The organism is Haloferula chungangensis, from assembly GCF_042664875.1.
GTDB classification, from domain to species: domain Bacteria; phylum Verrucomicrobiota; class Verrucomicrobiia; order Verrucomicrobiales; family Akkermansiaceae; genus Haloferula; species Haloferula chungangensis.
The window spans coordinates 1-597 of record NZ_JBHTBS010000089.1; the positions used below are offsets into that span (position 1 = coordinate 1).

Consider the following 597-nt stretch of genomic DNA (forward strand, 5'->3'; position numbering starts at 1 on the left):
GTACATCAATAGCTATAAAGCATCATTGAACGCAGTAAGATTCCCTCACCAGAAACGCAAAGCGTTTCGTTTTCTCACACTCCATTTCGCTAAGTAGTTATTTGTTTTGATTCTGACACTAATCTATTCTGCGTTAGCAATGCAAGGGTAAACATGCAGTTAATCCTAATTCGTACACTCATAAGGATAACTAGCCCTTGCATCACACTATGAATAGATTAAATACGTGTCACAAAACAAAATATATACTCTGAGATGGTTACAGATAGAGGTGTCTTATGGTGCTTGCCACTCTGGCATGATGGGGATACGTTCCCGTTCGAGCTATTCTTAGAGAGAATTAGCATGGTTCAAGTGAAAAACGAGATACAATCAAAACAAATAGATCTTTCGGTTCTTAAAGGAAAAAAAGCGATTCGAAATATCGTACCTTATCCACCAGGAGTTCCGTATATTAAAAAGAACGATTTGTTCACAGATGCGCATCTCGCTGAAATCATGCAGCAGCTTAAAAATAATGTTAAAATAGAGGGACTAGAGGATACTCTAGATTACTACACGGAGCGATAAGATGTCTGTATTTATAACTTTTGAAGG

Annotated in this window: 1 protein-coding gene; it reads left to right on the forward strand. The window is 37.5% G+C overall.

All coding sequences use genetic code 11. The features are described 5' to 3' along the window. The first annotated feature begins 345 nt into the window (after positions 1-345). Positions 346-570 (forward strand): hypothetical protein, encoded by a 225-nt coding sequence (locus tag ACFQY0_RS21325; RefSeq protein WP_379717123.1) that lies wholly within the window; start codon positions 346-348, stop codon positions 568-570. Positions 571-597: the final 27 nt, after the last annotated feature.

Bases quoted from the DNA above. Each gene is read 5' to 3' on its own strand.
- ACFQY0_RS21325 (WP_379717123.1), top strand. From the start codon at position 346: ATGGTTCAAGTGAAAAACGAGATACAATCAAAACAAATAGATCTTTCG.